This window comes from Pseudomonas sp. FG1 (assembly GCF_034313875.1).
GTDB lineage: Bacteria > Pseudomonadota > Gammaproteobacteria > Pseudomonadales > Pseudomonadaceae > Aquipseudomonas > Aquipseudomonas veronii.
In genome coordinates, this window is record NZ_JAVIWP010000001.1 from 4716451 (window position 1) to 4738862 (window position 22412).

A 22412-nucleotide genomic window follows, 5' to 3' on the forward strand; every position below is an offset into this window, starting at 1 on the left:
TAATGCTCATACCGGCAGCCGGCCAACGCTGGCAAGGTATCAACAATCAGTCTTGATGTTCACCGCTGCCAGGGTCCTCCGCGTCATCCGGTTCCTTGAGCGGCACTTCTGCATCATCCATCAGCGACCCCGGGTCTTCGTTGCCGGGGTCGTTGAGGTCTTCTTCCGAATCTTTTGACATGACCGTCTCCTCTGATCGCCTTGACATAGCGTAGCTCTTTTGAAGAGCGCGGCCTGCGTCAAGATGAGGCCCTGCGCGGGTCGTTAAAGTTCCGGTGAATCCCTGGCCGGGCATTCAGAGACGTTCAAGTTCGCGTATGCACTGTTGTAGTGCGCGCGCCGTTCCCTTGTGGCGAGCGAACGCGCTCGCCACAAGGGAATAGAGACGCTTTGCCGGTTTCGGCACAGGCATTGCTTAGTCCATTCATCGTTCACCCGCCATGCCCGGAAACAGGAGCATTCGTTACCCCCCGACCCAGAGCCGACCCCATAAGAAAGTAAGGACCTGGCCCGATGGCACCCTGCGCCACGGGCTCATAAAAAATGCGTTTTTCAAAGCGGCAGTGCCCCCCGCGCTTCCCTCGGCACTGACAAGGTACTGGAATGGCTCGATCTTTCTTTGATGAAATGAATGACGCACACGGTGTATGCCGCGCGCACTATCAGGAATTCTCCCGCTGGCTGGCCAATACGCCGCCAGAACTGCTGGACCAGCGTCGCCGCGAAGCCGACCTGTTGTTCCACCGCGCCGGGATCACCTTCACTTTGTATGGCGACGAGCAGGACACCGAGCGCCTGATCCCCTTCGACATCATCCCGCGCAGCATCCCTGCCAGTGAATGGAGCATCATCGAGCGTGGCTGTATCCAGCGCGTCACTGCGCTGAACATGTTCCTTGCCGATATCTACCACGACCAGCGCATCATCAAGGCCGGGATCGTTCCGGCGGACCAGGTGCTGGGCAACGAGGGTTACCAGAAGGCGATGGTCGGCCTCGATCTGCACCGCGACATCTACTCGCATATTTCCGGGGTGGACCTGGTGCGCGATGGCGACGGCACCTACTACGTGCTCGAAGACAACCTGCGCACGCCCAGCGGTGTGAGCTATATGCTCGAAGACCGCAAGATGATGATGCGCCTGTTCCCCGAAGTGTTCGCCAAACAGCGCATCGCGCCAGTGGACCACTACCCCAACCTGCTGCTCAAAACCCTGAAAAGCGCCAGCCGCCTGGACAACCCCAATGTGGTGGTGCTGACGCCGGGGCGCTTTAACAGCGCATTTTTCGAGCATGCGTTCCTGGCCCGGGAAATGGGCGTGGAGTTGGTGGAAGGCGCCGACCTGTTCGTGCAGGATCTCAAGGTGTTCATGCGTACCACCGACGGCCCCAAGGCCGTGGACGTGATCTACCGCCGTATCGACGACGCGTTCCTCGACCCGCTGGCGTTCAACCCGGAATCGATGCTCGGCGTGCCCGGCCTGGTCGCGGCCTACTGCGCCGGCAACGTGGTGCTGGCCAACGCCATCGGCACCGGCGTCGCGGACGACAAGTCGATCTACCCCTACGTGCCGGAAATGATCCGCTTCTACCTGGACGAAGAACCGGTCCTGCAAAACGTGCCGACGTTTCAGTGCCGCAAGCCGGATGAGCTGTCCCATGTGCTGGCCCACCTGCCGGAACTGGTGGTCAAGGAAACCCAGGGCTCCGGCGGCTACGGCATGTTGGTCGGCCCCGCGTCCACGGCGGCGGAGATCGAGGACTTCCGCCAACGCATCAAGGCGCGTCCCCACGCCTATATCGCCCAACCGACCCTGAGCCTGTCCACCTGCCCGACATTTGTCGAAAACGGCATCGCCCCCCGGCATATCGACCTGCGCCCGTTCGTGCTGTCGGGCAAGGAGACCCGCCTGGTACCCGGTGGCCTCACGCGCGTGGCGTTGCGCGAAGGGTCGTTGATCGTCAACTCGTCGCAAGGCGGCGGAACCAAGGACACCTGGGTGGTGGAGGGCTGAGTATGTTGAGTAGAACCGCCGCAGACCTGTACTGGATGTCCCGTTACCTGGAGCGTGCCGAGAACCTGGCGCGCATGCTCGAGGTCAGTTATTCGCTGTCATTGATGCCCCAGGCCGGGCGCAGCGATGGCCTGGACGAACTGGCGATGTCGCTGCTCAGCAGCGGCACCCTGGACAGCTACCTGGAGCGCCACGGCCAACTGGATGCCGAGCGCATGCTGCACTTCTTCGCCCTCGACGAAGAAAACCCGGCCAGCATCTACAACTGTCTGCGCGCCGCACGGGGCAACGCCCATGCCGTGCGCGGGCGCATCACCGCCGACATGTGGGAAAACCTCAACGCCACCTGGCTGGAAATGCGCAGCATCGCCGCCGGCGGGCTGGCGCGCCATGGCATCAGCCACTTCTGCGATTGGGTCAAACAGCGTTCGCACCTGTTTCGCGGGGCGACGTCCGGCACCATCATGCGCAATGACGCCTACCGGTTCATTCGCCTGGGCACCTTCGTCGAGCGCGCCGACAACACCTTACGCCTGCTGGATGCGCGCTACGAGATGTTCGGCGAGGAATCGGAGGAAGTCAGCGACTTGTCAGCACGCGGTTATTACCAGTGGAGCGCCCTGCTCCGCGCCCTGTCGTCATTCGAGGCGTACACGGAGCTGTATCCGAATGCGCTGAATGCACGCTCGGTCTCGGAGTTGCTGCTGTTGCGCAGTGATGTGCCGCGTTCGTTGCATGCCTGTATCGAGGAACTGAGCCACATTCTGGCGGACTTGCCAGGCAGTTATGGGCGCACCGCACAGCGCTTGGCCGCCGAGTTCGAAGCGCGGCTGCGCTATACCGGGATCGATGAAATCCTCGAAGCAGGCTTGCACAGCCGCCTGACGGAATTCATCGACACGGTACGCGAATTGGCGCGGGCGATTCACCGCTCGTACCTGGAGGTGGTTTAGACACCGAGGGGCGCGTGCTTTCGCTCGCGGTATTCCCGCGGGGAGCAGTTCATCAGGCGCTTGAAGGCACTGCTGAACGCGCTGTCCGACTGATACCCGAGTGACTGGCCGATACAGGAAACACTCCTGGCAGACGTGTTCAAGGCCTGTAACGCCAGGTGCATGCGCCAGCGCGTCAGATACTCCTGGGGCGCCATTCCGACCCGCTGCTTGAAGTGCAGGGCAAAAGTCGACCGGGACTGGCTCGCGACACCGGCCATGTCGCTCAAGGTCCAGCGGCGTGCCGGCGCGGCGTGTATTTGCTGCAGCACCGGCGCCAACCGCGGATCGTTCAACGCCGCCAACCAACCGGTGGTAGTGGCGCCCATGGATGACTGATAGAGGCGCAGGATCTGCACCAACATCATTTGCGCCAGATGCTCGGTCATCAACGCCGCGCCTTGCATCGGGCTGGCATATTCCCGAGCCAGGCGATCCAGACACCAGCGCAAAACGCTGGCCTGCTCGGACCTCGCACTGATACGCACCACCGGCGGCAACCCCTCCAGCAATAGACGGGCGTCGTCACCGTAGCTAAAGCGCCCGCCTATCAGGAACAGATCCACAGTCTCACCCAGGCGAGCGATCCCCCCCACAGCGTCACGGTACACCGCGCGCGCGTCAACGCCCTCCAGTGCAAGGTTGCTGGACAACCTCCAGGGACGGTTCTGCGTCAACAAAAAGCAATCGCCCTCGCTCAAGGGCATCGGTACGGGCATGCCCTCGACTTCCAGCCAACACTTTCCCTCCACCACGGCATTGAACTTGATGCCCTCCGGCGGTGGAAAATCCAGGGCCCAATCACCGCCAGCCTTGAGGCCGGCGAAATAGGACCGATGACTCTTTAACAGCGCCACCACGTCGGACAGGGTATCCATAAAAAAACTCCGGACGATCGCGACAGAAATACGGACTTTATGGCGTTTCGCGTCCGGCATCCAGGGGAGAACATAACGGCTCCCCCTGGAGAATTCCCTATGATCAATAAACAACGCCCTATCGAGAGTGGATTCGACGGCACGACAACCGCTATGCAAGCGTTGGCGGGTAAAGATTTGCACGGTATGACTGCCATCGTCACCGGTGGTTATTCAGGCATTGGCCTGGAAGCCGTTTTAGTCGCTATCGCCCACCACCGAGGCAACAGCTGCCGCACCCGCCCTTCGCCGAACCGGTCATCGATCAACATCACCACGCCTTGGTCCTGCTGGCTGCGGATCACCCGCCCCGCTGCCTGCACGACTTTCTGAATGCCCGGGTACAAGTAGGTGTAGTCGTAGCCGGAGCCGAAGATCGCGCCCATGCGCTGCTTCATCTGTTCGTTGATCGGGTTCAGTTGCGGCAGCCCCAGGGTCGCGATGAACGCGCCGATCAAGCGCGCACCGGGCAGGTCGATGCCTTCGCCAAACGCGCCGCCCAGCACCGCAAAACCGACGCCCTGGCTGTGTTCGGTGAACTGTTCGAGAAACGCCCGGCGCTCGGCTTCGGCCATGCCGCGAGACTGCTGCCACAGTGCGATGTGCGGGTGTCGCTCGGCGAGTAACAGCGCCACTTGTTGCAGATAATCGAAACTGCTGAAGAACGCCAGGTAATTACCCGGTTGGTGAGCGAACTGCTCGGCGATCAATTCAACGATGGGTTCCAGCGAGGCCTGGCGATGCACGAACCGGGTGGAGACCTCATCGACAATCCGCACCCGCAACTGCGCGGCATTGAACGGTGATTCCACGTCGACCCAGGCAGTGTCCGCCGGCAGGCCCAGCAGGTCGGCGTAGTAATGGCGCGGGCTGAGTGTGGCGGAAAACAACACGCTGCTGCGCGCCGCCGTCAATCGCGGGCGGATGAATTCGGCGGGCACCACATTGCGCAGGCACAAGGTGGAACTGCTGCGCTTGCCGCGCAACTGACGCAGGCTGATATCAAAGATGAAATGTTCGTTGAACAGCTCGGCGACCTTGGCAAATTGCAGTGCCTCAAAATAGAACGCCTGCAGATCGCCATTGAGTGCTTCGGGGTGGTCGTTGAAATAGTCGCCCATGGCGCTGGCGCAAAGGCTCAGGGCCTGGAGCATTTTGTCGGGTCTGGCCGCGTAGGCCTGATACGGCGCGAGTTGGTCCTTGTGCAACGCGTTCCACTCACGATTCAAGCGCTGCAAGGGTTTCTTCAACGGCTCCGGCGCCGTATCGCGCACGGTCTTGAGGGTGTACTGATCAAGGCTGGCGCTGTACATCGAACGTGCGCGCTCCACCAGGTTATGGGCTTCGTCCACCAGCACCGCGACGCGCCACTGGTTGAGTTGGGCCAGCCCGAACAACAGCGCGCCAAAGTCGAAATAGTAGTTGTAGTCGGCGACCACCAGGTCGCTCCAGCGCGCCATTTCCTGGCTCAGGTAATACGGACAGAGGCCGTGCTCCAGGGCGACCTCGCGCAAGTTGCGTTGGTCGAGCAGGCGCACCTTGGCGGCCGCGATACGCGCGGCGGGCAAACGGTCGTAGAAACCCTTGGCCAGCGGGCAGGATTCGCCGTGGCAGGCCTTGTCCAGGTGTTCGCAGGCCTTGTCCCGCGCCACCAGCTCCAGCACGCGCAGCGGCAGTTCGGGACTGCTGGCATACAGCACTTGCGCGGCGTCGAGGGCCAGCTTGCGACCCGGGGTCTTGGCGGTGAGGAACAACACCTTGTCCAGTTGCAGGGGCGCTAGGGCCTTGAGCATGGGGAAGATCGTGCCGACGGTTTTGCCGATGCCGGTGGGCGCCTGGGCCATCAGGCAGCGGCCGGTGCTGACGGCCTTGTACACCGACTCTGCGAGGTTGCGCTGGCCGGGGCGAAAGGCGCTGTGGGGGAACGCCAGGGCCTGTGCGGCGCGGTTGCGGGCGTCGCGGTGCTGCATTTCCTGGCGGGCCCAACCGAGAAACAACGCGCATTGCCGGTTGAAGAAGCGTTGCAGATCGGCGGCCGCAAAGCGCTGGTTCAGCAAGGTTTCGCCCTCGCCGACGATATCGAAATACACCAGCGCCAAATCGATGTGCGCAAGCCCGAGCTTCTGGCACATCAACCAGCCGTAGACCTTGACCTGGGCCCAATGCAATTGCCGATGGTTGGCGGGCTGGGCGTCGAGGTCGCCGCGATAGGTCTTCACCTCTTCGAGGCGGTTGCTGTCCGGGTCGTAGCCGTCCGCCCTGCCCCGCACCTTGAGTTCCTCGTACTCGCCTTCCAGGGCCACTTCGTTCTGGTAGTGCGCGCTGCGCCGCGAGGCGACCGTGCGATGGCCGGCGATGCCTTCCTGGGCGCTGGGCGACGGGGTAAAACGCAGGTCGAGGTCGCCGACCTTGGCCGTGAACTCACACAATGCGCGCACCGCCACGGTGTAGCTCAAGCGGACTGCGCCCAGCGCACATAGCAGACGGTGACCGGCATCTGGTACTCGCCACAGAACTCCAGCCAGCGCAGCTGGTTGTCTTGCAGGCGATCGCCGGGGCCTTTGACTTCGATCATGCGGTAGGTTTTCTGCGCGGGCCAGAACTGGATCAGGTCCGGCATACCCGCGCGGTTGGCGCGAATATCCAGCAGCAGCCGCTCGAACCAGCAACGCAAGTGTTCGGCGGGCAAGCATGCCAAGGCCTGCTCCAACAGTTCTTCACTGAGCAGGTTCCAGAAGACAAAGGGTGACTGGATGCCCCACTTGTCCACGTACCGTTGGCGGATGGTGTGTTTGTAGCGGTCATCCTGCAGTTGCTCGAGACAGGCGGCAAACAGTGACGCACGACGCTGATGGAAGTCTTCGCTGTGCAAATCCGCCGGCCCGCGCTGGAACGGGTGGAAAAATGCCCCCGGCAGCGGCGCGAAGATCGCCTCCCAGCACAGCAGGCCGAACAGCGAATTGATCAGGCCGTTTTCGACGTAGTACACCGGCGCATCGGGCTCGCTCAGATGGGCCTGCACGCAATACTCCACCGCCATCGAGGGCGGCGGCGGCGGGAGCGCCAGGTCCAGGCGCGTGACGTCCCGAGGCTTGGCCTTGGGCACGGCTGGCGCGCCCAGCTTGCGCCGCAGGCGCGGCAACACTCGCAGCAGGTGTTGCTGCTCGGCGGGGCTTTCCGGGGCCTCGTGGGCGGCACATGCCAGGGCCATGGCCTGGGCGTAGTCTTCCTGGCGCTCCAGCACGCGAATCAAGCGTGCGCGCGCGCCGGGATAAGCACAGGCCCGGTAGATCTGCTCGGCCAACGCCAACTCGGCACTGCGCTCGCAAGACTGGCCGACCTGGAACAACAGCTTGGCCCGGCGTTTTTCCAGCCAGGGGTTGTCGGTCTGCAACGTAGCGATCTGCGCCAGCACGCTGTCCAGCGCCTGCGCGGACTCAAAGGCTTGCTGGCACTGATGCAGGAACAGAAACCCCAGCACGTCATCGCGGCTGCGCAAACCACGGGACTGTGCGCAAAACTCGACTTTTTCGTAGGTGTAGATGCCCAGATCCGCCAGCACGAACTCGGACCAGTCCTGATGCAGGTTGCCGAAGAACATCAAGCGCAAGCGATCACACAAGTCCATCACGGTGACGCTGTAGAGCACGTCATCCAGCTCGGGGCACCAGTGGGCAAAGCAGCGACGCTCATCGAACTGCGGCGCCAGTTGCTCGAGCCAATCGGCCTTTTTGCCCTTGGGCTGCTCGATCCACGGCTGGAACGCGCCCAGCAACTCGCCCTTTTGCAGCAACCCGAACAGTTCGTCAAAGCCCAGCAGGCACTGATCATCCACCCAACCCAAAGCCTTCAGCGGACGCGCTGCCGCATGAGCGCAGCCGATCTCCGGGTAATTGAGCTTGCCCGCTCGAAAATGCACGCCCTTGCGCATCACCAGACGTACCAGTAATGCCTGGGACGCCTGCGGCAACCTGTCGAATTGCTGAATGAAATGCGCTTCTTCAGCATCGAGCAGATCGGCATAGCGTTGTGCCAGCCAATCCAGTACCTGACGGAAGTTATGCAGGTAATACAGGGGATTTTCGAGGGGTTCGGGCATGGTCCGCAGCGATCGAATACTGGTTATGCATACAGAGTGCCGCCGCTGACGCGTTGTTGCAATCGGTAATAGATAAATGGCGCACGCAACTTTTTGCGTAAAAGTGATCAGATAGGGGAATTGATGGCGTAACATTTATGGCCCGCAGCCTCAGGCCGCGGGACTTTTCAGGGTTAAGGTAAGGGTTATGAACATGAAGAATTTGGGTCTGCCACTGGTTGCACTCACTTTTCTGGTATTGGCCGGTTGCGCGACGCAAACCGTAGTGACATTGCAGAACGGCACGCAGTATTTAACCAAAGACACGCCGAAGACCAAGACCGCCGACGGCTTCTATGAATTCACCGACATCGCCGGCAAGCGCATCCGCGTCAGGGCCGATGATGTGGCCACGGTTCGCAAGGAAGACTGATCCCTCCCGGCATCCTTCATCAAACATGTGGGAGCCCGCTTGCTCCCACCGTTTGAACCGCGTGCCAACGCGGTTTCAACCGATCACGACGCCCTCCCCCGACCAGTTGCTCACCCCCACCAACGTCACCGAATCCGCGCCAAAACTGATCACCGTATCGCCGCCCACCGCCTTGGCGTGCTCGCGATAATCCAGGCTGCCCTGCACATCCGTGAACACCAGTTTGTCGCTCGATTGATAGCCGATCACCCGATCCTGGCCAAACGGCCCGCTGAACAGAAAGGTGTTATGGCCACTGTTGTCGCGAAGGGTGTCGTTGCCCTTGCCACCTTCGATGAAGTCCGCGCCCTTGCCGCCCTGGATCAGGTCATTACCGTCGCTGCCGATGATGAAGGTGTTGCCCTTGTGCGGCTCGGCATTGCGGTTGAGGTCCTGCACCCAGGTGGTAGCCCGCGCCGGGTCGGACAGGTTGGCGACGATCACCGTCGAGTCCCGGCTCATCTGGTCGTAGAACCCGGATTCGAGCACGCGGGTCATGCCGTCGCCATAGCCGCTGGGCAAATGCGACACCCAGGTCGGCAGGTTGGCAATGGAGAACGGCAGCACGTTCCACAGCGTCGAGGCGTAGTGATCGTTGAAGCTGACGATGTTGTCGGTGGTCGATTCATGGGGCTTGTCATGCACGCCCAGGGACGACAGGTTGAAAGATGAACCGTCCAGCGCCCGGAATACCGGGTCGTTTTCATAGCCGATGTTCAACACCTTGTCGCCAGCGCTCTGGGTCGGCGACGCGTAGGCCACATAGTTGGCGTCCTTGTAGAACCCCGACCATCGCTGGTCGCTCAACTCCGCCAGGCTGTTGACCGCCAGCCCGCCGAGGCTGTGGCCGCTGACCAGCACGTCGGAACCGCTCAGGCCATGGGCGCCGGCATACTCGGCAACCGCCTTGAGCAAACCGCCGAAGGCTTCGCCGGCGTAGTTCTTCGCGTAATCCCTGGGGCCCAGGGCGGCGAGCAGATCGCTGAGCAGATCACCGATGGAATCGCTGATCAGGCTTTCCCGCGGCCCCGACGTGCCGCGAAAGCCGATGCCGATTTCGAGCAGGCGGCCGGCGTCATCGAACTTGCCCAGCACTTCGGCCTGCGCGGTGGTGTAGCCAGCCTTTTCACCGAAAAACGTGCCCCTGGCGTCAACCTTGCCGACGTAACCCAGGGTGCTCGCACTGAGCGGCGTCCATCCGGCGTGTTGCAGCGCTTCCAGGGCGGCCTTTTCCGAGTCGGGATTCCACGGGATACCGGGGATCACGCCTTGGGAGTCGGCACCGCCGAGCAATGCACCGACCAGCGTCGCCGGCAGGCCAACGCCCAAGCCGTGGTGCTGATAGCCCACGGCAAAGCCGTTATCCAGGTTGTGGTAGGTATACAGCGTGATCGCCATTGCATCGGCGAACAGCGCCTTGGAACCCTCGGTGCCAAGGTTTTTATAATCAAAGATTCCCATCGGTAGTGCCTCTCTGTTGTTGGAGTTGTCGAGAAAGCGCAATGACGTCCCAGGTGCTGCTACGGCTGCTTGCCCACCGGCCCAAAGGCCTCATCGACTTGCGCCAGGTCGGTATCGCGCAGGTTGCCGGCGTAGTAGTGCAATTTGGTCCAGGCCATCAGGTAGTCATAACGCGCCTGGGCCAGGTCGCGCCGGGTGCTGTAGAGCTGCTGCTCGGCGTTGAGCGCATCGAGGTTGACCCGCTCGCCGCCGAGGATGCTTTGCCGGGTCGACACCACCAGCGCCTCGGCCGAGGTCAGGGCTTTCTGGTAGGCGCGCAGCTTGCTCACGCCCGACAGGCAGGCGCTGAACTGGCGACGCAGTTCGATCAGGGTTTCGCGGGTCTTGCCTTCCAGCTCGTATTCGGCCTGCTCCATGGCGCGGCTGGCCTGGCGCGTGGAGGCGGAGACAGCGCCACCGGCATACAACGGCAGGCTGACTTCGACGCCGATGGTGTTGGTGTCGTAGCGCTGGTTGTAGGTGTTGCCGCTGTCGGATTCCTGCTGGCGCGAACTGGCATACGCGGTGATCTTCGGCAAGTGCCCGGCACGGTTGCGCTCCACTTCATAACGCGCCACTTCCAGGGCCTGGCGTTGCGAGGCCAGCGTCGGGTTGTTGCTGATCGCCAGCGCGTGCCAGGTGTCGTAGTTGGCCGGCGTCAGGCTGAAGGCGGCGAAGCGCTGATTGAGCGGCGCGAGGTCGTGGATGTTGACGCTCTGCACGCCGATCAACGCGCCCAACGCTCTTAACGAGGCGTCCTGTTCATCCAGCGCCTGGATTTCTTCGGCGGTGGCCAGCTCATAGCGCGATTCGGCTTCAAGGATGTCGGTGCGCGTGCCCTCGCCCTGCTGGAACAGGTGCTGGTTCTGCTGAAACTGCTGCTCGAAGGCGTTTTTCTTGGCGCGGGCGATCTCGATCTGGTCTTGGGCGAACAACGCTTGGGTGTAATAGCTCAACACCCGCACCAACAGCGCCTGGCTCTTGTCGCGAAAACTTTCATCGGCAAACAGCGCCTGGGCCACGCCCTTGCGGTAGTTGGCATAGGCTTCGTAGTCGAACAGCGGCTGCTGCAGGCTGAAGGTCGAGCCGTAGCTGTTGTAATTGCGCGCGTCGCGATAGCTGCCGCCACGCCCGTCAGGCAGGTGCGCTTCGGAGTTGTTGCGCCCCTTGTTGTAGTTGTAGGACAGCCGCGGCAGCAACCCGGCGCGGCCGATGGTGCGGTTTTCCAGGCCGGCGTCGCGTTCCTTGAGCGCGCCGAGGAACACCGGATCGTTGCGCAGAGCCTGCTCGTACACATCGAACGGGCCCATGGCGGCCTGGGCAGGCGCACAGCTCAACAGCACGGCAATGAACAGCGGTTTCATGTTCATTCCTCGGTCAACGCAGAGCCGGCGCGGTCGAGCAGCGGCTTGAACAGGTAATTGAGCAACGAGCGCTCGCCGGTACGCACGAACATCTCGGCGGGCATGCCCGGCTTGATAACCAGGCCGTGGAGTGTTTCCAGCGCGGCCTCGCTGACGCTGGTGCGCAGCACGTAGTACGGCGCGCCGGTTTTTTCGTCGAGCAGTTGGTCGGCGGAAATCAGGCTGACCTGTCCCGGCACACGCGGGGTACGGCTCTGGTTGAACGCGGTGAACAGGATGTCGACCGGCAGGTGGGTGCCGACCTTGTCCACCAGGTGGACCGGCAAATGCCCCTCGACTTCCAGCCGCGTGCCCTGTGGCACGATCTCCAGCAAGGTCTCCCCGGCACGCACCACCGCGCCTTCGGTGTGGACGCCGAGGTTGACCGCAATGCCATCGGCCGGCGCGTTGATTTCGCTGTGTTGCAGGTCGAACCCGGCGGACGTGAGTTGCTGCTCCAGGGTCAGGCTGCGCAGTTGCGCGTCGGCCAGTTGGCTGCGCACTTCCTTCTGGTATTCGTCGCTGTGCTGCTGCAGTTTGAGCCGCGATTCGAGGATGCCCTGCTCCACTCGGCCGCTTTCGCCGGTGTTCTGCGCCAGGTCCTGTTGCACCTGGGACAGCTGGCGCTGGTACTCCATCAAGCGGTTGCGCGGGATGTAGCCATTGTCGGCCAGGGGCTGCAGATTGCTCAGTTGATCGCGCAGGGATTGAGCCTGGGCGCTCAGGTCGCTGCGTGCGCGGCGCATGCCATTGAGCTGCGCCGTGGCGCCGTCGATATTCGCGCGAATCCCCGCCTGTTCACGGGCAAAGGCTTCGCGGCGGCTGCTGAACAGTTGACGCTGGCCTTCTAGCACCAAGGCCAGCGCAGGGTCCGGGGCGGTGCTGAGTTCGGCGGGAAACACGATGGCCGCGCGATTGTCGCGCTCGCTCTGCCAGCGCGCCACACTGGCCCAGGCCAGGCGGTACTGCGCTTGCAGTGATTGCACATCGGCCTGGTTCTGGGTCTGGTCGAGACGAAACAGCGGCTGGCCCTGTTTGACCGTCTCACCTTCGCGCACCAGGATCCGGCTGACCACGCCGGGGCTGAAGGTCTGCACGGCCTTGCGCTTGCCCGAGACCACCACGGTGCCCTGCACCGGAATGCCCTGGTCCAGCGGCGCCAGGCTGGCCCAGAGGAAAAAACCACCGGCGCCGACCACCGTCAGCCACCAGCCCAGACGCACGAAAAAAGCGGCGTCGCGTTGTTCCACAGTGAGCATGCTCATGCGCCTGGATTCCTTGCGGTTTGATACTGACGACTGAAACTGACGCCGGTTTTTTCCTGCGTCGCCGCCTGCTGGCCGGACAACGCGCGCAGCACGTCCTGGCTCGGCCCAAACGCTTGCAGGTGGCCTTCGTTGAGCACCAGCAACTTGTCGGCCTGGGCCAGGGCCGAAGAGCGGTGGGTGACGAGAATCACGCTGCTGCCCTGGGCCTTCAGCTGCACGATGGCGCTGGCCAGCGCGGCTTCACCGACGGTGTCGAGGTTGGAGTTGGGTTCGTCCAGCACAACCAGCCGCGGCCCGCCATACAGCGCACGCGCCAGGGCCACCCGTTGCTTCTGGCCGCCGGACAGGCCGCCGCCGTTGTCGCCCAACACGGTGTCGTAGCCTTGCGGCAGGCGCAGAATCAATTCATGCACCCCGGCCTGTTGCGCCGCCTGGACCACCTGCGCCGGGTCGGCATCGCGAAAGCGCGCAATGTTGTCGGCGATGCTGCCGCTGAACAATTCGATGTCCTGGGGCAGGTAACCGATGTGCGGGCCAAGATCGTCACGGTCCCAGCGATGGATATCCGCGCCATCCAGGCGCACGGTGCCGGCCAGGGTTGGCCAAACGCCCACCAGCACCCGCGCCAGCGTGGACTTGCCGGACCCCGACGCGCCCAGCACCCCCAGCACCTCGCCAGCGCCCAGGTGGAAGCTGACCTGATGCAGCGTCGCCAAGCGTCGACCCGGCGGGCCGGCGCTGACCTGCTCGAAACTCACCTGACCCTTGGGGGCGGGCAAGGCCATCGGCTCGACGTCCGGCGCAAATTCGCGCAGCAGTTGGTCAAGCCGCTGATAAGCCAGCTTGGCCGAACTCCACTGCTTCCACACGGCAATCAACTGATCGATCGGGCTGAGCACCCGCCCCATCAGGATCGAACCGGCGATCATCATCCCGGCGGTCATCTCGCCCTTGATCACCAAGAATGCGCCCAGGCCGAGCACCAACGATTGCAGGCACAGGCGCAGGGATTTGCTCAGCGCGGTGATCACCGAGCCGGTGTCGCTGGCCGCGTTCTGCAAGCCCAGGAACTGCGAATGCACGGCAAACCAGCGCTGGCGCAATGCGCCGAGCATGCCCATGGCCTGGATGGTTTCGGCGTTGTGCAAATGGCTGGTGGCCAGTTGGCTGGATTGCTGGGAGTAACCGCCAGCCTCAGCCAGGGGCTTGTTGGTCAGGTATTCATTGAGGCAGGCCAGGCCGATCAGCAGCAAGGCCCCCGCCGTGGCCAGCACGCCCAGCCACACGTTGAACAGGAAAATCACCAACAGATAGATCGGAAACCACGGCGCATCAAAAAACGCGAACAGCGCCGGCCCGGTGATGAACTGGCGGAGATGGGTCAAATCTGCCAGGGACTGCCCGGCATGCCCCTGGCCGCGTTGCAGGTTGCGTTCGAAGGCAGCTTTATACACGCGCAAGTTGAAGCGCCGTTCCAACTGGCTGCCGATGCGGATCACGATAAAACTGCGGATGACTTCCAGGCTGCCGATAAAGGCGAAGAAACCGACGACCATCAGCGTCAACATCACCAGAGTGGTTTCATTCTGGGAGGACAGCACGCGGTCATACACTTGCAGCATATAAATGGACGGCACCAGCATCAGCAGGTTAATTAATGCAGTGAAACAGCCAACGCTGATCAAAATACTTTTATATTCACCCAGCGCCTTGAATAAAGGCGCAACAACAGGGGGCTTCGCCATGGTGTTTGATCTTCCTTGAACCCAATGACCGGCAATAGTTGCCCCAGCCCCTGAATAAGCGGCGGCCAACTATTAAATTCGAGTTATAGCGTTATAACTGGAAACTAAGGTATTCGTTGCAATGTCACGATATCGCCGGATGGCGTGCGCGCCTGGTATTCACCGTCGCGCTTACGATTCAAGTGGGTAATCCCGGAACCTTCGGCATTCATCAACCAGATCCCGTCCGGCGTCGGCGACCATGTCAGGGGTTTGTCTCCCAGCCATTGCTCGACGCAGGCCACATCGCCCCCCACGGCGGTGGCTTGCTCCAGCAAATCCAGGGCACAGACCTGATCCTGTCGGTGCAGTTGCCAATGTCCGGCCAACTGCGCGGTGGTGGGTAAAACGAGACTGCTAGCCATTGCGTGGGCTCCTGCCGACACGAACAACACCTGTAGGACACAGGCGATCAAATGCACAAAACGCGGCATGTGTATGCCCCTCCTGGAAGCGCGGCGCCACAACGCCGCGCCGGTGCATCAGGCCACGATGTCGCTGACCGCTGCCTGGCCCACGGTGGTGACGAGGAAATCCGCCACGCCGTGCCCGGAGAAGTCCACGGCCAAGGTACCCAGGTGGGTGCCCGAGGCATAGCTCAATACTGCGTCGCCGGCATGCCCGGTGAACGCGTTGACGAAGCTCAGGCCCGCACCTTTGGTGATGCCGCTCAGGTCGATCTTGTCGGCGCCGCTGGTGAAGTCAAAGATCTTGTCCGCCGCACCTGGCCTGGAATCGGAACTGGCACCGAACACAAAGGTGTCGTTGCCGGCGCCGCCCCACAGTTGGTCGGCACCGCCAGCGCCGTAGATGAGGTCGTTGCCGGCCCCGCCCTTGATCAGGTTGGCGGCATTGTTGCCGATGATCAGATCGTTGCCCGCGCCGCCGAAGGCGTTTTCCACGGTGACGCCCTTGGCGATGGACACGTTGCCCACCAGGCCGCCAACGTCGGAGAACGAGGTCTCATTGAGGTTGATCTTCTGGTTCTGGGTGAAACCGGAAAAATCCAGGGTGTCGTTGCCGCCGCCGTCCCAGACCGAAAATACCAGCTTGTCGGCGTTGGCGGTGGCGCTGAGGAAATCACGCCCGGTGTTGGAGTTGAAGCCGTAGGTGGTGTCGCCAGCGCGGGTGGCGTAGTTCGCGCCGTAAAGCTTCTGGATCGCCGCGATATCGTCGATCAACGGCCCGGAGGCATAGGCCTCGACCCCGCCCTTGCTGAAGTTCTGGTTGGTGTTGCTCTCACTCCAGTAACTCATGAGGCTGTAGCCGCGCGTGTCCTGTCCATAGGTCGCGTCGTTGTAGGTCGGGTTGCCATTCCCGGCGTTGTAGTCGCCGGGGTGAGCCAGGCCCAGGGTATGACCGATCTCGTGGGTCAGGGTCTGCCGGCCGTAGTTGTTCAGGTCCGGGGTCTTGTTGGGTGTGTAGCTGCTGTTGGTCAGGTACCACGAGGTGCCGTCGTAGCCCGCGCCGGTGCCGGGCAGGTAGGCGAAGGCCGCCGCGCCGTCCTGGCCGCCGCTGTAGTTGCCGAAGGTCATATGCCCATCGCCGCCGCGGGCCTTCTCGGTGAAGGCAACGTTGGCGACATCCGACCAGGATTGCATGGCCAGCGCGGCCTGGGCTTTCTGCTGGCTGTTGAACTGGCTGAAGCCCGAAATGCCATGCTTGTTCAGCGTGCTCGAGGAGGCCGAGGTCAGAAAGGTGTAGGTCAGGTCGATCTTGCCGTTGCCGTCGACGTCCCGGTACGCGGCGCCGTCGCGCAGCAGCTGGGTGGCGGCCTGGTCAACGGAATAGGAGGGTTTGCCATTGATCGTGAGGTTGCCGCCACGGTCGTACAGATGGCTGAAACTATCGATTTGCGTATACGCAGTGCTGGCTTGCGCGGCAGACACAATAGCCTGGTCTTTTACTTTTGACATAAACGTACTTCCTTGTGTGCAAGTGCATCAGTCTTGGGTCGATAGGAACCCCGCTGGCGAGATCGTCCTATCACTCGCCTCTTTTGAAGGCGTCACGAAACTGACACAACTTGAAATCTTTCGTCTACATCTATTTACGCAGCCTGAATTCAACACATAAGTGCAACGCTCACCCCTGCATAAACTTCGTACGGCGTCTTCCAGCCCAGGCGTTTTCGCGGGCGTAAATTGATCTTCGTTACCACGCGACTGACCGCCTCGACGGTCAGCTTGCTGAAGTCGCCGCCCTTGGGAAAATACTGCCGGAGCAGGCCGTTGGTATTTTCATTAGTGCCTCGCTGCCAGGATGAATAGGGTTCTGCAAAAAAGACTTGGCACTGGCTCCGATGCGCAATGCGTTCATGCCCGGCAAACTCCTTCCCGTTATCCAGCGTCAGCGTGTGAACAGCATGCCCCTTGAGCAACAGATTGATCGCCCGCGTTACCTGCCGGCGCGTCCTGCGCTTGACCGGATAGGCGCTCAGGTAGCCGCTTTTACGATCAACCAGCGTGACCAGATTGCCGCCTACGCCATGCACCGTGTCACCCTCCCAATCACCTAGACGCTCGCGGGCTTCGACCTCAGCAGGGCGCTCGGTTATCGATACGCGATTACGCAACTGTCCGCGCCGGTCGTGGCTTCCGTAGCGTTTTCGGTACAGCTTCCTGCGGTGCCGCAAATACTTGTATAACTCGCCACCTGCGTGTTTGTCGGTGGCGATAAACCGATAAATCCACTCGTGACTGACCGCGCGCTCCGGCTGCTCTTGCTTCAGGCGCTGAGCAATCTGCTCCGGGCTCATACCGTGTTTTAGCCAGAGCGGCAGATAATGGCTGAACCACGTTAATGGCTTGCAGTGCTTGCGCGCCTGCGCTCGACGGGCATCACTTTCATGGGTCGCAGCAACCGCTTTGTAGGTCTTCTGGGAGCTGTTGCGGCGAACCTCACGACTGATCGTCGAGGGATGTACGCCAACCTGTTTCGCGATGCTTGCCTGGCTTTTTCCGGCGCTCAGACCGGCCTCAATCTGGTAACGTTGGCCCTGAGTCAGCTGCCGGTAATGCGTAGTCATCTGCGCTTGAATCCTTCGGTGTGAGAGCCTGGATTCTACCGGTGGCTGACTCTCTGCCTATCGTTTCAAACGTTGCACTTATTCTATGAATTCAGGCAGTGAAAACCGACAAGCCGGCAACTTAAGCAAGTCGCGTGCAATGTTTGTAGGGGGGTTAGTTGCTTTTGTCCGACAAAAAGCGCCGTGCTGTTATTTAAATATTAAATAGCGGTAAAGCCGCTCAACTTGAGCGGCGCACTTGTTTAGATGGATCCAATATATTGTCACGGTGTCATTCGCCGCATTAAAGAACCAGCATCTTTATAAATACACCGGATTATCGGCAGCTGTTCCAGCCCGTCTCGCGCAATGCCTGCAACAGGGTTTCGCCGTCCAGACCCGGCACCCGCACCCCGTCGTCGGTGGTCATGCTCTCACCGGCCAGCATGGCGTTGACGATCGCCTCCTCCACTGCCTCCGCCGCGGCGAGGAACAGCGGGGACATATGATCGTTATTGACCATCTGCACCGCGCTGCTGAACGCCAGGTCCTTGCGCCCATAGTCCGCCGGGGGCAGCGCCTGATTGCCGGTGGCGAAGGCCAGGAACAGGTCGCCGCTGGAATCCTCGGTGCCGCCGCCGGTGCGCGCAATGCCGATGGACGCGCGTTGCGCCAGGCGCCGGCATTGATGGGGCAGCAACGGCGCGTCGGTGGCCAGGATCACCACGATCGAGCCCATGCCCGGCGTGCCCCGCTCGGCGAACGGCGATGGGATCGTCATCAACTGCCGGCCCACCGGGTAGCCGTCAACCCGCAGTTCCTGGCGCTTGCCATGGTTGGCCTGCACCAGCACGCCGACCGTCCAGCCGCCCTGCTCCGCCGGCAACCGGCGCGACGCGGTGCCGATGCCGCCCTTGAATTCATGGCAGATCATCCCGGTGCCGCCGCCCACTGCACCTTCCTGTACCGGACCACTTTCGGCGTGGTCCAGCGCCTCGCGCACATGCGCAGGCTTGACGTGCTGGCCCCAGATATCGTTCAGCAGGCCGTCGTAGGTTTCCATCACCACCGGCATGCACCAGTACACGGCCGGGTCCGCCAGACGCTCGCGCTCCAGGGCAATCAGGGTGTCGCGCACAATGCCGAGGCTGTGGGTGTTGGTGATCGCCAATGGCGTGGTCAACAGCCCTGCTTCGCTGATCCACTCCAGGCCCGTGGCGTCGCCATTGCCGTTGAGCACATGATACCCGGCAAAGCACGGCTGCTGCCGCGCCTCGCCGGCACGCGGCTGGACCACTGTGACGCCGGTACACACCTGCTTACCGTCGACGCGGGTCTTGAGCGTGCTGTGGCCGACCCGGACGCCGGGAACATCGGTGATGGCATTCAACGCGCCGGGCGTGCCCAGCCCCAACGTGATGCCCAATTGACGTGCGCGCATAACCACTCCTTACAGTTTCTGATACGCCGGACTCAACCGGCCACTGATGCAATACAGAATCACCGACAGCGCCAGCAAGCCGATGATGACCATGATGTCGCGCACCGAAGCCTCCGCGATCAAGGTCATCAACAGATACCCGGCGCCCAGCACCGCCAGCAATGCCGGCAGCGGCCACAAGGGCATGCGATACGGATGTGCGCGCTCACGCAGCAGCACCCGGCTCATCAGCGCACTCAAGGCCACGATCAGGTACACCAGCATGATCAGCAGCACACTGAACGAGGTGAGGTCCGCCAGGTTGGAGCTGAAACTCAGCAGCGCCGAAGGGATCGCCAGGAACAGCGTCGCCAGCCAGGGCGAATCCCAGCGCGGGTGAATGCGCGTGAACAGTTTGTTGATGGTCGGCGTCCACAGGGCGTCGCGGCCGCTGCTGAATACCACGCGGCCGATCTGGATCACGATGGCGACGATGGCGTTGAACACCGAGAGGAAGATCCCGGCACTGACCAGGCGTGACAAGGTTTCGTTGCCATGGCTGGTCAGTAGGTAGCCGATGGGGTCGGGGCTGCTGATCATCGCACTCAGCGATGGCGCGCCGATCAGCAGCGCGGTGATCGGCACCAGTTCGATCACCACCACCAGCCCCAGGGACCACAACACCGCTTTGTGTACGCCCTTGCCGCCGCATTTCATGTCTTCGGCCAGCAGCACCGCCGGCCCGTAGCCATTGAAGGAGAACAGGCCGATGCCGACCGCGCCGATCACCAGGGCCCAGGGCGCCAGGTGCAACATGCCGTTTTCGACGATCTGCGGCTGAAACAGCACGCTGACCGGCTGCACCGGATGGCCGAAGCCGAGGAACACGATCACCAGCAAGGCCGCCACTTCCAGCAGCAGGCAAGTGCCGGTGATCCAGGCATTGAGCTTGATATTGAGGATGCCCAGGGCGTAACTGCACACCACAATGACCAGCGCAACGGTCTGGGCATCGAACCGGGTGCCCAGAGCGTTATTCAAGTAGGTCGCCGCGCCCGTGGCCAGTACCGGTGGGATAAACAGCAACATCACCAGTACCGTCAGGAACGTCGCATAGCCCGCCATGCCGCCGAATACCCGCTTGGCATACACATATTCACCGCCAGCGCTGTTGTGGGCGCGGCCCAGTTCGGCGTAGCAAAAGGCGAACATCAGCGCGAGCAAGGCGGCCATGACAAAGGCCAGGAACACGCCGCTGCCGGCCTGTTGAATGGCGAACGGGGCGATCACGAACACCGAACTGGCGGGAGTCACCGCCGAAACGGTAATGGCCACCACATCGAAGACGCTCAGGGTGGGCTTGAGCACGCCGTCAGGCGCGGGGGAAGCACTCATATCGTTATCCTCTGTCGTTGTTTTTTGTGTGAGGCAGAAACGAAAAGTCTGAAAGTCGTGGGATATGTTTCCCACTCAATGATCGCGAAGTTAAAGCCAGAGCTGTTGTCAGCCAATTCCCCTATTGGCGTACTCCCCTTGACGACACCCGGCAAAAGCCGAACCCTTGGCCGATCTTTTGATGAGGGGAACCTGTGACATGAGCCTGTTCAGGGAAGTCGGCATGCATGCAGGGCTGGGGCGCACCCTGTCACAGATCGGCAGCGAGCGATTCTGGAAACAGCTGGTGCTGTTGTTGCACCAATGCCTGCCGTTCGATAACGCCCTGGCGATTTTCTACCCGCTCGACGGCCTGCCCCAGGCCCTGGAGGAATACGACGCCCAGCCCAGCAGCAAACCGGCGTCGATGCTGGTGTACCTCAACGGCCTGTACGTGCTTGACCCGTTTTTCCAGGCCTGTCGCGAAGGGTATGCCAGCGGCGTGTACCGCCTGGAGGAAGTGGCGCCGGACCATTTCCGCCAGAGCGAATACTTCCTCAATTACTTCCACGACAACGTGCTGGAAGACGAGGTGCAATTCATCCTGCAACTACCTAGCGCGGGCACGTTGTCGCTGTCACTGGGCATGCAGCGGCGCTTCAGTGCTGAAGAAACCGGGCTGCTGACCACCTTGGCGGCGTGGGTGCTGCCGTTGATGCAGCAGCATTGGCAGCAAAGCACCCAGCGTGTACCGGCAGCGCAGGCGATGGCCAGCCAGATTCGCGATGCATTGAGCCATTTCGGCTGCGGCGTGCTCTCGGACCGCGAACTGGAAGTCGCCCGCCTGGTACTGCGCGGGTTCTCCTCCAAGGCCATGGCCGAACGCCTGAATATCTCGCCGGACACGGTCAAAGTGCATCGCCGGCATCTGTACGCCAAGCTGGATATTTCTTCGCAGCCGGAGCTGTTTTCGTTGTTTATCCAGTCGTTGGGGCATGACCTGGAAAACCCCTGAAATCCAAATGTGGGAGGGGGCTAGCCCTCTCCCACATCAGTTCTTCAGCGCCCGGTACGAATGGTGTTCCACACCCGCGTGCGAACCCGGTCGATATTCAGCGGCATCGCTTCCAGCGCGAACAACTTGCCCATCATTTCCGCGCTTGGGTAGATCTTGGTATCGGCCTTGATTGCCGGGTCCACCAGGCTGTCCGCCGCACTGTTGCCGTTGGCGTAATGAACGGAGTTGGTGATGTCGGCCATCACTTGGGGCTCCAGCAAGTAGTTCATGAAGGCATACCCGGCCTTTTCATCCGGGGCGTCGGCGGGCATGGCCACCATGTCGAACCAGATCGCGGCGCCTTCCTTGGGGATCTGATAGCCGATGTTCACGCCATTCTTGGCTTCCTTGGCGCGGCTTTCGGCTTGCAGCACGTCGCCGGAGAAACCGACGGCCACGCAGATGTCGCCATTGGCCAGGTCGCCGGTGTATTTCGAGGAATGAAAGTACGCCACGTAAGAGCGAACTTTCATCAGCAGCGCCTCGGCTTTCTTGTAGTCCTCCGGCTTCTTGCTGTGGGGTGGCAGCCCCAGGTAATTCAGAGCGATCGGCAACAATTCCGGGCCATTGTCGAGGATGGCCACCCCGCATTTGCTGAGCTTTTGCATGTATTCGGGCTTGAAGATCAGGTCCCAGGAATTCACAGGCGCGTTATCGCCCAACACCGCCTTGACCTTGTCGACGTTGTAGCCGATGCCGGTGCTGCCCCACAGGTACGGGAAGCCGTGGGCGTTGCCCGGGTCGTTGTTTTCCAGGGCCTTGAGCAGCACCGGGTTGAGGTTCTTCCAGTTGGGCAATTGGCTCTTGTCGAGCTTCTTCAGGGCGCCGCCCTGGATCTGCCGCGCCATGAAGTGGTTGGAGGGGAACACCACGTCATAGCCGGAGTTACCGGTCATCAACTTGCCATCGAGGGTTTCGTTGCTGTCGTACACGTCATAGCTGAAACCGATGCCGGTTTGTTTCTGGAAGTTCTTCGTGGTGTCCGGCGCAATGTAGCTCGACCAGTTGTAGATCTTCACCGTCTCGGCGGCCTGGCTGATAGCGGCCACCAACATCAAGGGCAACAGGGCAATGGCTTTCATGGTTCGATTTCCTGGCGGTTTTAGGGCTGTTTTTATGGCAGGCGA

General features: G+C 61.8%; 18 protein-coding genes. 4 read left to right on the plus strand and 14 right to left on the minus strand.

All coding sequences use genetic code 11. The features are described 5' to 3' along the window. Positions 1-46: 46 nt before the first annotated feature. A complete protein-coding gene (locus tag RGV59_RS21510) occupies positions 47-181 on the minus strand; it encodes a hypothetical protein (RefSeq protein ID WP_017845724.1) in 135 nt (44 codons plus the stop codon). Between the two features lie 422 nt (positions 182-603). Here RGV59_RS21510 and RGV59_RS21515 point away from each other — a divergent pair, with 422 nt between their 5' ends. Both RGV59_RS21515 and RGV59_RS21520 read left to right on the plus strand, forming a co-directional pair. Then, positions 604-2013: a circularly permuted type 2 ATP-grasp protein gene (locus tag RGV59_RS21515; RefSeq protein WP_026139870.1), complete on the plus strand. Its 1410-nt coding sequence runs from the start codon at positions 604-606 to the stop codon at positions 2011-2013. 2 nt (positions 2014-2015) lie between these two features. Continuing rightward, the gene (locus tag RGV59_RS21520) at positions 2016-2966 is read left to right on the plus strand and encodes an alpha-E domain-containing protein (RefSeq protein WP_017845722.1); all 951 of its coding nucleotides are present in this window, start codon (positions 2016-2018) and stop codon (positions 2964-2966) included. On the opposite strand, the gene RGV59_RS21525 is transcribed toward RGV59_RS21520, so the two are convergent. The 3 genes from RGV59_RS21525 to RGV59_RS21535 all read right to left on the minus strand — a co-directional run bounded on the left by RGV59_RS21525 (position 2963) and on the right by RGV59_RS21535 (position 8021). Then, on the minus strand, positions 2963-3883 hold the full coding sequence (locus tag RGV59_RS21525) for an AraC family transcriptional regulator (RefSeq protein WP_046383354.1): 921 nt from the start codon (positions 3881-3883) through the stop codon (positions 2963-2965). The genes RGV59_RS21520 and RGV59_RS21525 overlap by 4 nt on opposite strands. A 209-nt stretch (positions 3884-4092) precedes the next feature. Then, positions 4093-6378 carry an ATP-dependent DNA helicase gene (locus tag RGV59_RS21530; protein WP_126587198.1) on the minus strand — a complete coding sequence of 762 codons (2286 nt, stop codon included), beginning with the start codon at positions 6376-6378 and terminating at the stop codon, positions 4093-4095. Next, positions 6375-8021, minus strand: a complete 1647-nt coding sequence (locus tag RGV59_RS21535; protein WP_126587199.1) for a VRR-NUC domain-containing protein — start codon at positions 8019-8021, stop codon at positions 6375-6377. The genes RGV59_RS21530 and RGV59_RS21535 overlap by 4 nt, the downstream gene beginning before the upstream one ends. A 187-nt stretch (positions 8022-8208) precedes the next feature. On the opposite strand from RGV59_RS21535, the gene RGV59_RS21540 reads away from it, so the two are divergent. Next, positions 8209-8433, plus strand: coding sequence for a YgdI/YgdR family lipoprotein (locus RGV59_RS21540; RefSeq protein WP_017845718.1), 225 nt, complete (start codon positions 8209-8211; stop codon positions 8431-8433). A 75-nt stretch (positions 8434-8508) separates the two neighbouring features. On the opposite strand, the gene RGV59_RS21545 is transcribed toward RGV59_RS21540, so the two are convergent. The 9 genes from RGV59_RS21545 to RGV59_RS21585 form a co-directional block, all read right to left on the minus strand. Then, a complete protein-coding gene (locus RGV59_RS21545) occupies positions 8509-9933 on the minus strand; it encodes a lipase (protein WP_126587200.1) in 1425 nt (474 codons plus the stop codon). Positions 9934-9992: 59 nt separating this feature from the next. Further along, complete coding sequence (locus RGV59_RS21550; RefSeq protein WP_017845716.1) at positions 9993-11336, minus strand: TolC family outer membrane protein; 1344 nt, start codon at positions 11334-11336, stop codon at positions 9993-9995. A 2-nt stretch (positions 11337-11338) separates the two neighbouring features. Further along, positions 11339-12640, minus strand: coding sequence for an HlyD family type I secretion periplasmic adaptor subunit (locus tag RGV59_RS21555; protein ID WP_017845715.1), 1302 nt, complete (start codon positions 12638-12640; stop codon positions 11339-11341). After that, a complete protein-coding gene (locus RGV59_RS21560) occupies positions 12637-14388 on the minus strand; it encodes a type I secretion system permease/ATPase (protein ID WP_057004059.1) in 1752 nt (583 codons plus the stop codon). Before RGV59_RS21560 ends, RGV59_RS21555 begins: the two co-directional genes overlap by 4 nt. A 104-nt stretch (positions 14389-14492) precedes the next feature. Further along, positions 14493-14861, minus strand: a complete 369-nt coding sequence (locus tag RGV59_RS21565) for an AprI/Inh family metalloprotease inhibitor (protein WP_126587201.1) — start codon at positions 14859-14861, stop codon at positions 14493-14495. Positions 14862-14909: 48 nt separating this feature from the next. Then, on the minus strand, positions 14910-16343 hold the full coding sequence (locus RGV59_RS21570) for a serralysin family metalloprotease (RefSeq protein WP_126587202.1): 1434 nt from the start codon (positions 16341-16343) through the stop codon (positions 14910-14912). Positions 16344-16492: 149 nt separating this feature from the next. Then, positions 16493-17455 (minus strand): IS30-like element ISPsme1 family transposase, encoded by a 963-nt coding sequence (locus RGV59_RS21575; RefSeq protein ID WP_017846754.1) that lies wholly within the window; start codon positions 17453-17455, stop codon positions 16493-16495. Positions 17456-17771: 316 nt separating this feature from the next. Next, on the minus strand, positions 17772-18875 hold the full coding sequence (locus tag RGV59_RS21580) for a P1 family peptidase (protein WP_126587203.1): 1104 nt from the start codon (positions 18873-18875) through the stop codon (positions 17772-17774). A 9-nt stretch (positions 18876-18884) separates the two neighbouring features. Next, on the minus strand, positions 18885-20249 hold the full coding sequence (locus RGV59_RS21585) for an APC family permease (RefSeq protein WP_017845710.1): 1365 nt from the start codon (positions 20247-20249) through the stop codon (positions 18885-18887). Between the two features lie 199 nt (positions 20250-20448). Between RGV59_RS21585 and RGV59_RS21590 the strand changes: the two genes are divergently transcribed. Beyond that, a complete protein-coding gene (locus RGV59_RS21590) occupies positions 20449-21243 on the plus strand; it encodes a helix-turn-helix transcriptional regulator (protein ID WP_126587204.1) in 795 nt (264 codons plus the stop codon). Positions 21244-21287: 44 nt separating this feature from the next. Here the strand turns inward: RGV59_RS21590 and RGV59_RS21595 are convergent, their stop codons facing one another. Further along, on the minus strand, positions 21288-22367 hold the full coding sequence (locus tag RGV59_RS21595) for a polyamine ABC transporter substrate-binding protein (protein WP_126587205.1): 1080 nt from the start codon (positions 22365-22367) through the stop codon (positions 21288-21290). Positions 22368-22412: the final 45 nt, after the last annotated feature.

Coding starts and splice junctions, on each gene's coding strand:
- RGV59_RS21575 (WP_017846754.1), bottom strand. CDS start 17,455: ATGACTACGCATTACCGGCAGCTGACTCAGGGCCAACGTTACCAGATT.
- RGV59_RS21550 (WP_017845716.1), bottom strand. CDS start 11,336: ATGAAACCGCTGTTCATTGCCGTGCTGTTGAGCTGTGCGCCTGCCCAG.
- RGV59_RS21520 (WP_017845722.1), top strand. CDS start 2,016: ATGTTGAGTAGAACCGCCGCAGACCTGTACTGGATGTCCCGTTACCTG.
- RGV59_RS21515 (WP_026139870.1), top strand. CDS start 604: ATGGCTCGATCTTTCTTTGATGAAATGAATGACGCACACGGTGTATGC.
- RGV59_RS21585 (WP_017845710.1), bottom strand. CDS start 20,249: ATGAGTGCTTCCCCCGCGCCTGACGGCGTGCTCAAGCCCACCCTGAGC.
- RGV59_RS21580 (WP_126587203.1), bottom strand. CDS start 18,875: ATGCGCGCACGTCAATTGGGCATCACGTTGGGGCTGGGCACGCCCGGC.
- RGV59_RS21595 (WP_126587205.1), bottom strand. CDS start 22,367: ATGAAAGCCATTGCCCTGTTGCCCTTGATGTTGGTGGCCGCTATCAGC.
- RGV59_RS21510 (WP_017845724.1), bottom strand. CDS start 181: ATGTCAAAAGATTCGGAAGAAGACCTCAACGACCCCGGCAACGAAGAC.
- RGV59_RS21540 (WP_017845718.1), top strand. CDS start 8,209: ATGAACATGAAGAATTTGGGTCTGCCACTGGTTGCACTCACTTTTCTG.
- RGV59_RS21560 (WP_057004059.1), bottom strand. CDS start 14,388: ATGGCGAAGCCCCCTGTTGTTGCGCCTTTATTCAAGGCGCTGGGTGAA.
- RGV59_RS21555 (WP_017845715.1), bottom strand. CDS start 12,640: ATGAGCATGCTCACTGTGGAACAACGCGACGCCGCTTTTTTCGTGCGT.
- RGV59_RS21565 (WP_126587201.1), bottom strand. CDS start 14,861: ATGCCGCGTTTTGTGCATTTGATCGCCTGTGTCCTACAGGTGTTGTTC.
- RGV59_RS21535 (WP_126587199.1), bottom strand. CDS start 8,021: ATGCCCGAACCCCTCGAAAATCCCCTGTATTACCTGCATAACTTCCGT.
- RGV59_RS21525 (WP_046383354.1), bottom strand. CDS start 3,883: ATGGATACCCTGTCCGACGTGGTGGCGCTGTTAAAGAGTCATCGGTCC.
- RGV59_RS21545 (WP_126587200.1), bottom strand. CDS start 9,933: ATGGGAATCTTTGATTATAAAAACCTTGGCACCGAGGGTTCCAAGGCG.
- RGV59_RS21570 (WP_126587202.1), bottom strand. CDS start 16,343: ATGTCAAAAGTAAAAGACCAGGCTATTGTGTCTGCCGCGCAAGCCAGC.
- RGV59_RS21590 (WP_126587204.1), top strand. CDS start 20,449: ATGAGCCTGTTCAGGGAAGTCGGCATGCATGCAGGGCTGGGGCGCACC.